We start from the raw sequence: 8,962 nt of genomic DNA, 5'->3' as shown, positions 1-8,962 counted from the left end.
AAAGCGTCTGGAAGCACGCGACTTCAGTCGTGTGAGGATAAAGTTTTTAATTCACAACGTAAGCGACGAATAATTGACGAAAAATGATAAAATCCTTATAATAAATTAGTATCTGAACAACAGATAAAATCAATTAAACAAAAATCAATAACAAGAGGGAGGTCATTTTATGTTTGGTTTTATGGTAACTGCTGATGGCGGACTTACAACTGCCGGATATGTGATTACAGTTATTGCCGGAATCATTTTGTTTTTCCTGGCGATTTATTTTGCAGGGAAGAATTCAGACAAGAAAAAGCTTACCACAAGACAACTGGTATTCTGTGCCGTAGCTATTGCACTTGCTTTTATTACGTCTTATCTGAAAATCTTCAAACTGCCGTGGGGAGGAAGCGTCACTCTTTGCAGTATGCTTTTTATTGTTCTGATTGCAAACTGGTATGGGGTCGGAACAGGTATTATGGCCGGGTTTGCTTACGGAATCCTGCAGTTTATCCAGGAGCCTTATATACTTTCATTTTTTCAGGTGTGCTGTGATTACATACTTGCATTTGCGGCACTTGGACTGGCAGGATTATTTGCAAAACAGAGTCATGGACTTCTGAAAGGATACATAATAGCTGTAATTGCCAGAGGAGCTTTTCATTCTCTGGGCGGTTATCTTTATTGGATGAGCTATATGCCGGACAATTTCCCGAAATCTCTGACAGCCGTATATCCGATCTTATACAATTACAGCTATCTGCTGGCAGAGGGCATTATCACAGTAATCATCATTTCAGTACCTGCGGTGTCGAAGGCACTGACCCAGGTAAAGCGTGCCGCACTGCAGTAGTTTGTTTTGTCTGGCAACAGGGATGTGTCGTTGCCTGGTACTCAGAACATTTGGTATGGTAATTTTGTTTAGGGAAGTGTAAGAATGACAATAACGACTTTATGCTATATAGAAAATAATGGCAAATATCTGATGCTTCACAGGGTAAAAAAGCATAATGACATAAATGAGGGAAAGTGGATTGGAGTTGGCGGACATACAGAGGGCCAGGAATCCCCGGAGGAATGTCTTTTGCGTGAGGTAAAAGAAGAAACAGGATTAACTCTGACGTCATATAAACTTCGAGGTCTGGTTACATTTATAAGCGATAAATGTGAACCGGAGCTTATGTGTGTATTTACAGCCAACGAATATATCGGTGAATTAACAGAATGCAATGAAGGAGAACTTTACTGGATAGATAAAGCTGTTGTGCCGACACTTCCCACATGGGAAGGTGACAGAGTTTTTCTGGATTTGCTTCTTTCAGGAGATGAGCGATTTTTTTCTTTAAAATTGCAGTATGAAGGGGAAAAACTCGTAGATAAGCAAGTAAATTTATATTAACCGAATAAACTGCGAAGCAGTTATTCGGTATAGAGCCGCGTAGCGAAGCGGATGATTTTGGAGAGATAAAATGATGAATTGTTTGGCAGTAGGGCTGGGTGGTTTTGCAGGAGCAGTATTGCGGTATCTGATCGGGCTGATTCCCACAGGAGAAACCATGATTTTTCCGGTAAAAACCTTTTGTATCAATGTGATTGGATGTATTGTGATCGGAGCAATCACAGTACTGGCGGCGAAATTGTCTGTTCCACCAAGGATGATTTTGTTTCTGAAGGTGGGAGTCTGCGGTGGATTTACCACATTCTCAACCTTTGCACTGGAATCTTCGGATTTGATCCGGGATGGACATATGGGAATAGCTCTGTGTTATGTATTACTTAGTGTATTGGTAGGTGTGCTGGCGATTTTTGCAGTGGAATATCTTACTGTAAGATAAGCTGCTTCTTGATTCTGGAAAATAAAGATCCTTTTTTCAGTATGCGCAATTACCTGCTGAATGGACATACGGAAATTTTAAATACTGCAGATTTCTGATGCAGATTCTGACACAGGGAGGTGGCTACATTACTGTTCACTCCGTTCGCAGTAACGAGGCTTCTTTTTATATTATGGATTATGAAGAATCTAATGAAGAATCTTATGATAAAAAATAATTGATTTTTAAGAGCCAGTTTGTTAGAATATATCTGTAAAAAGGGAGTAGCTTGCCGAGTAGATTCGGTTCACTTCTTCGTCAGGACAGTTATTGAAACATATAACTCGGAAAGTGATGAAATTGCGAGACTTTTACTGTGAATGCAGTAGGAGTCTCTTTTTTTATACCTACTGCAAAATAAATGTATTCCCGGAATCTTTTTATATTTGATTTTGTGAGTACGTAATAAAAGAAAGAGAGGTAGAAATGATGTTTTTACAGGTTATTATTTTGCTGGCAGGTTTTTTGTTTCTGGTGAAAGGTGCAGACTGGTTTGTGGAGGGTGCAGCCAGTATTGCGAAAAAGCTGGGAATTCCACAGTTGATCATCGGATTAACCATTGTAGCAATGGGAACCAGCATGCCGGAGGCAGCAGTCAGTATTACTGCTGCAATAAATAAGAATGCAGGTATTACCATTGGAAATGTAGTCGGAAGTAATATCCTGAATATTCTGATTATCCTGGGAATCACAGCAGTAATTACGAATGTAGCGATTCAAAAATCCACGCTTCTTTACGAAATTCCGTTTATGACAGTGATAACAATTGTTTTGCTGATCTTTGGAATCACAGGTTCAGAGGTGACTTTTATTGAAGGTGTGATTTTCTGGATCCTGTTTCTGATATATCTGGGATATCTGTTTGTGATGGCAAAGAAAGGGAACGATCAGGAAGAAGCAGAAGCAAAGGATAATCCGATATGGAAATGTATGCTCCTGATGGTGATCGGTGGAATTCTGGTCGTAAAGGGCAGTGATTTTGCAGTCAGCGGAGCAACGGAGATTGCCCGTTATTTTGGCATGAGTGAGAGATTTATCGGGCTGACAATTGTTGCACTGGGAACATCTCTTCCGGAACTTGTCACATCAGTAACAGCTGCCAGAAGAGGAAATACAGGAATTGCCATTGGAAATATAGTCGGAAGCAATATTTTTAATATTTTGTTTGTTATCGGTACAACAGCTCTCATCTGTACTGTGCCGTTTGAGAGCAAATTTATTATTGATACTGTAATTGCAGTTCTGTGTGGAGCAATACTCTGGATTGGTACATTCAGACATAAAGAATTAAGAAAACCCTGTGGTGTGGTTATGCTGTTGTGTTATGTCGCATATTTCCTGTATTTATGTCTGGTATAACGAATAATTGCTTTTCACAACCTCCGCAGGGGACTTACTTGATTCGATTAAAATAAGAAATGGAATAAAGTATATTATGGATAATTATGAAAAACAGGTATATACAGGAAGAGAGTTGTTTTTAAAATATGATCAGGATAAACTGATAGAGAAATATTGCTTGAAACATGATGAAGAATATCTGTATTTGAAATATATTGGAACAGAATATCGGATCAATCGCAGAAACGGTGCTATTGAATATGCCACAGGCGAAGAATGGACGGACTGCAGAGAATATACAGTTGTTATGACAATCTATGATTTCCTCTGCTGTTCCGGGCAGGAGATACTGCCTCCTCTTACCGGGCAGTGGCAGCCTGTGGGAAGGTTTGTAACTGCCGGGAGCAGTCCATCAACAGATCCTTTTGTGGAAAAGTATGCAAGAGCATTTTCCGGCAAAGTGGAAGAGTTAAAGCAGGCCTGTATCTGTCTGGGAGGAAAGCAGACGAAACGTCTGGCAGGGGCAGATCTGACATTTGAAATGCCGGTTCTTCCGGAGTTCTCTGTGTTGCTTCAGTTCTGGGATGGGGATGAAGAATTCCCGCCAAAGATCTTATTGTTGTGGGATAAAGTATCGTTATCATATCTTCATTTTGAGACGACCTATTATCTTCAGGGGGATCTTCTGAAAGCTATACTGCAGACAATTGGCTGAATACACTGTAGCCGATCCCTCGGAGGGGATATCTACAGATTTCTGATACAGGATTTGTGCAGTTACGCAAATTTATACTATAGAAACAATAGGGTAAAAACCATATTTAACCGAATCAAGTAAGTCCCCTGCTTCAATTGCGAAAAGCAATAAGCAGTGGGTGGGGACTTGCTTGTATCAGGAGGAGTGCAAGCTCCTTCTGATAAACTGCGGAGCAGTTATTCGGTTATGAGCAAGTAGCGAAGCGGATTGCGAATATCCGCTTGATTCAAGGGAAGCAGCTTTGCAATACGAATTTCTGAAAAACTTTCCAAAACGAATGAAAAATGTAGGCCTGTACGGTGTTCTTATCCAAAACAGTATTCAGAAGACATCCTGGAAACAGTTTGGCTTTCTGAAATTTGATGAACAGATGAATCTTATTTTTGCAGTAATGCTTTATATTATGGAGCAGTCTCTGCGGGAAGAGAACTGTACCATGGATGATATCGAAGCCCAGAGGGAATATCCGATTACCTGGAAAGAGGTTTCCAGAAACTCAGGTGGAGAAGGATTCCTGTCTGCATTTGTAATCCTGTCCAGCCTTCTGTATTATATGAGACGGGATGATACAGACATTTTTGCAGATAAAAATGAGGGAAAGGTTCTGATCATGGACAATCCGTTTGCGCAGACCAATGCCTCCCATCTGCTGATCCCACTGATGGATATGGCAAAAAAGAGCAACACACAGTTTATCTGTCTTACCGATCTGGGCGGAGAGTCCATCTATAATCGTTTTGACAATATATATGTGCTGAATCTGATCGCTGCAAGTCTGAGAGGCGGTACGCAGTATCTGAAAGCTGAACATAAAAGAGGGAAAGAACCGGATGAACTTGTCACTGCAAGAATTGAAGTGGGGGATCAGATGGAGCTGTTGTTTTAAGAAAAATTACAGCAATCATTCTGTGTGTCATATTATTATCGTTGCAGGTTGTGATTGCGAGTGCTGAAGATATAAGAAAGAATATTACGGTATCACATGAGCCGGTCTGTGTGATGCCGTATTTTTATTTGTCCAGAGAAAAGAATGAAAGATTTTTTTATGTTTTATTCTGCTCTGGATACACTAACAATAGCTATCAAAATAACATTGACAGAGCTTAAGAATAAGAATAGAATATAATTAACAAAAATAACTTAACTGGTTACAAATATTTAGATAGGAGGAGAGAGGTTTATGCTATATGAATTTTTGAAAAACAATTATAAGGAAGCAGAGCCTATATTCTTTTCTGATATAGTGATTAAGGGAATTACAAAATCTGCAGTAAACCAGCAGTTAAAAAAGTTATGCAATGAAGGAAAACTGCAGAAATATGAGAACGGCATTTATTATTTGCCTAAGAAATCACGATTAAAAACAAGTGTAGGTGTAAATGCAGATACGGTTGCCAGATACAAATATGTTTCCAGAGGTGGGAAAGTAGATGGCTTCTATTCGGGAAATACATTTGCCAATCAGTTGGGAATTTCAACGCAGGTTCCCAATAAAGTTGAGATTGTAAGCAACAATATGGCTGCAAAAGTAAGAGAAGTTCCAATTGGAAAGAGAACATTCATTGTAAGAAAGCCAGTGGTTCCGGTAAATGAAGAAAATGTTTATGTGCTGCAGTTACTTGACTTATTAAAGAATCTGGATGTGTATCTGGATGAAAGCTATGATGTGGCTCATGATAAAGTATCCCAATTTGTGCGGATACATGGCATCACAAAAAAAGACGTGGATAGTTATATAAGAGAGTTTCCGATTGCAATATTTAAATATTATTATGAATTGAGGTTGGATGATGTATTTGCATAAAGATGATAAGGAATTGTTGAGGGATATTATTGTAACGGTATCAGAGCGAACGGGCATAGATGAAAGTATCGTGGAAAAAGATTATTATGTGACAATGATATTAAAAGAACTTGTACAGAGAAATCCTAATGTGGTGTTTAAGGGTGGAACATCCCTTTCCAAGGCTTATCATGCTATAGACCGTTTTTCAGAGGATATTGATATTACATTTGAAGAACATTTGGGAGAAGCCAGAAGAAAGAAAATCAAATATCAGTTATTACAACCAATTAGCGAAGATTTAGACTTAGCAATTGATAATTGGAAGTTTATTGAAAGCGATAAGGACTATAATCACTATGATTTCTTATATGATTCAGTTTGCTCAGAAGATAAAAGAGGTCTGCGACCATATGTGAAGCTGGAGACAGCATTGATGTCGTATTCTTATCCAACAGAAGAAAAGGAAATTACAAGTATAATATTTGATTGTCTCGCAACAGAAGAAGCGGAGATTTTGAGAGACTATGGGTTAGAACCATTTAAGATGAAGACACAGGCACTATCCAGAACAATTATAGATAAAATTTTTGCTGTGTGTGATTATTATATGGTAGGAAGAGCAACGAGAAATTCCAGACACTTATATGATATCTTTAAGCTGAAAAATTATATTTCAATAGATGATGATTTCAAAAGGCTCTTTGCAGATGTTAGAAAGCACAGATCAGGCATGGATATTAAAATAACCCCGTCTGCCAGGGAGGATGTTGATCTGCTGGCTGTAGCAGAAAAACTCATAAGAGAAGATTTTTATGCTGATGATTATGCTGATTCAACTATGAAATTGATTTCTGACAATATTTCCTATGAAACGGTAAAGCTGAATTACATTGATTTGGTTAGAAGTATATTACGATAAGAGAAAATTTTCTCTCGAATTCTGTTGAGAATAATGCAATTTCAAGTCAATTAATCATAATAAACGGGGGAACCGCTAAACAAAAGTTTTTCAGGTTATAGGAGAACAGTTCGAATATATAATCGGCTGTTCTTTTTTTAGCGTTAAAGCGGCGAGGTTTTTCTTGTGTACAGTGGAATGTAGGAGTATAATGAAATCAATATTTTGCACAAATTTACAATCTGTAATAGAACGACGATCGGCAAAGCAGATGAAAGTCTGTGACGCAAAGCTACAGGGCCTGTAAAATGGCAGCCAGTTGCATGAAATGATGTGCGCTGTCTGTGAGACGGTGTTTTTTTATGTTATAGGAAATTACTCCGTAATGTTCCTATAACATAAAAAAGCCCTCCGGGCAGGATCGCACTGCGACGGAGGGGAATTATGTCGCTGAAGCGACCCTTCGCAGGCGAAGAATCCTGCAAGCAGGGATGTTATTTCATAAACGGAACCATAATGATTTTATCGGAGAAGAGAGAAAAATATGAAAATCAAAAAAGTACAAAGTGCATGTCTTATTTTGGCATGTATAGCGGCAACAGGACTTATAGGGTGTGGGAAAACAGATGAAACACCAAAGAAGCACGAAGCAATTACTTTTATGGCTCCTTATCTGGAAGTGGACAATTTTATAGAAGAAGTGCATAAAACATATCCAGAGATTGAGCTTGAAGTAGTCCCGTACAGCGGAGCAAATACAACAACCTGTCTGCAGAATATGTTAGAGGCAGATGATCTTCCGGACATCTGCACACAGACTTTTTATAAGCCAGATGTGGTGGATGTCAGTGATAAGATGATTGATCTCTCAGGATACGATTTTACAGATAATTATGTGGAATCACGTCTGAAAGATGTATCCGATGAGGGTGCACTTTATATGCTTCCATCTTTGTACAACTGTTATGGAATCACCTATAATAAAACACTGCTTGAGAAGCATGGCTGGAAGCTGCCAACATCTTTTACAGAGCTTGAAGAACTTGCAGACAAGGCAAAAGAAGCAGGAGTTACGTTATGTATGGCACAGATTCAGTATCCTGGTTCAGCCTTCCAGTATATATGTAATATTGCGGATGCGGGATTCCTTGGTACTATGTCTGGAAAGCAGTGGCAGAAAGATTACCTGTCAGGAAAGGCAAATGTCAGTGACACGGAAGGCATGATGGACAGCATGGAATATATCCAGAAATGGAAAAATCTCGGTATGCTTGACTGCAGCAACAGTGATCCGGTAGATGATAGTAAAACAAGAGAAGCTTTTATAAAGGGAAATTCACTGTTTCTATTGGGACCACAGAATGGCATTATGGAATCAGAAGATACAACGGACAAATTTGGTCTGATGCCATACCTGTCTGAAGATGGAAGCAAGAATGTATTTATTTTAAATGTAAACCGTTTTTATGGATTGAATAAAAAGCTGGAGAATGATCCTGAGAAACTTGAAGATGCATTAAAAGTCATGAAGGTGCTGTCTACGGTAGAAGGAACCAGTGCCCTGTATCCGGACAGTACATTAAAAGCAGGACTGCTTCCTTTCAAAGATGCAAAGGCAGATGACACCTTCTATGCAGATATTTCGGATTTTATCAATGCAGGGAATACGACACCGTTTATTTATTCCGGATGGGAAAATACGATTGTAAATACCGGAACCAAAATGCAGGAATTCATGCAGGATAAGGCATCAATAAAGGATGTGGCAGATCAGCTGGATGAGGATCAGGACAGCGTGGTAAATAATCAGCCGGAAGTGATCACAACAGCTACAGAGGAAATTTCACAGGAAAGTTGTGCAAAGCTGGTGGGCAGATGCTTTGCCGAGGCAACCGGAAGTGACGTTGCTCTTATATCCCTTGGAACATGGATCAGTGGAAATGGTACGAACCAGAACAATGATGGTGTGAGCGGAAAACTGTATGCAAAGAATATTACAGACTATGATGTATGTATCATTCTTCCGACTGGCTGGTCACAGACGATTAAAACAATCAGGCTGACAGGAAAACAGATTCAGGCATTGTATGAAGAAGGTTATGATGCAGTTGGTACAGGCAAGAATTATCCATATATGTTGGTAAATCCTGAAGATATGGAACTGGAGGATGGAAAGACTTATCAGGTTGCAATTTCCGGAATCAGTGAAAAACTGGCATCGGAAACGGAAGTGACAGACAGTGGTATTGTAGGTATGGATGCGGCAAAAGAGTTTTTTGGGCAATTTAAGACTTTAAGTGAAGCAGACGCTCAATGGAAATAAG

General features: G+C 39.2%; 9 protein-coding genes and 1 riboswitch. All 9 genes read left to right on the top strand.

The features are described 5' to 3' along the window. Positions 1-169: 169 nt before the first annotated feature. A complete protein-coding gene (locus LJE09_RS09865; RefSeq protein WP_025580146.1) occupies positions 170-835 on the top strand; it encodes an energy-coupled thiamine transporter ThiT in 666 nt (221 codons plus the stop codon). Positions 836-919: 84 nt separating this feature from the next. Continuing rightward, the gene (locus tag LJE09_RS09860) at positions 920-1,381 is read left to right on the top strand and encodes an NUDIX hydrolase (RefSeq protein ID WP_227311270.1); all 462 of its coding nucleotides are present in this window, start codon (positions 920-922) and stop codon (positions 1,379-1,381) included. 70 nt (positions 1,382-1,451) lie between these two features. After that, positions 1,452-1,817, top strand: coding sequence for a fluoride efflux transporter CrcB (gene crcB / locus LJE09_RS09855; protein WP_008705128.1), 366 nt, complete (start codon positions 1,452-1,454; stop codon positions 1,815-1,817). A 468-nt stretch (positions 1,818-2,285) separates the two neighbouring features. After that, positions 2,286-3,215, top strand: a complete 930-nt coding sequence (locus LJE09_RS09850) for a calcium/sodium antiporter (RefSeq protein ID WP_416386356.1) — start codon at positions 2,286-2,288, stop codon at positions 3,213-3,215. Between the two features lie 76 nt (positions 3,216-3,291). Then, positions 3,292-3,912, top strand: a complete 621-nt coding sequence (locus LJE09_RS09845) for a DUF3786 domain-containing protein (protein WP_118614040.1) — start codon at positions 3,292-3,294, stop codon at positions 3,910-3,912. Positions 3,913-4,195: 283 nt separating this feature from the next. Continuing rightward, complete coding sequence (locus LJE09_RS09840) at positions 4,196-4,840, top strand: hypothetical protein (RefSeq protein ID WP_118614038.1); 645 nt, start codon at positions 4,196-4,198, stop codon at positions 4,838-4,840. Between the two features lie 294 nt (positions 4,841-5,134). Next, positions 5,135-5,758 (top strand): DUF6088 family protein, encoded by a 624-nt coding sequence (locus tag LJE09_RS09835; RefSeq protein WP_025580240.1) that lies wholly within the window; start codon positions 5,135-5,137, stop codon positions 5,756-5,758. Beyond that, entirely contained in the window at positions 5,745-6,659 is a 915-nt protein-coding gene (locus tag LJE09_RS09830) for a nucleotidyl transferase AbiEii/AbiGii toxin family protein (RefSeq protein ID WP_118574711.1), read from the top strand. Before LJE09_RS09835 ends, LJE09_RS09830 begins: the two co-directional genes overlap by 14 nt. 230 nt (positions 6,660-6,889) lie before the next feature. Next, a riboswitch (cyclic di-GMP riboswitch) is annotated at positions 6,890-6,965 on the top strand. A gap of 217 nt (positions 6,966-7,182) precedes the next feature. Beyond that, positions 7,183-8,961 (top strand): ABC transporter substrate-binding protein, encoded by a 1,779-nt coding sequence (locus LJE09_RS09825; RefSeq protein ID WP_055058322.1) that lies wholly within the window; start codon positions 7,183-7,185, stop codon positions 8,959-8,961. Position 8,962 lies beyond the last annotated feature (1 nt).

Source organism: Blautia sp. DFI.3.45 (genome assembly GCF_020593505.1).
Taxonomy (GTDB): domain Bacteria; phylum Bacillota; class Clostridia; order Lachnospirales; family Lachnospiraceae; genus Blautia_A; species Blautia_A wexlerae.
The sequence above is the reverse complement of the archived record's forward strand: the minus strand, read 5'-3'. Positions and strand labels throughout refer to the sequence as shown.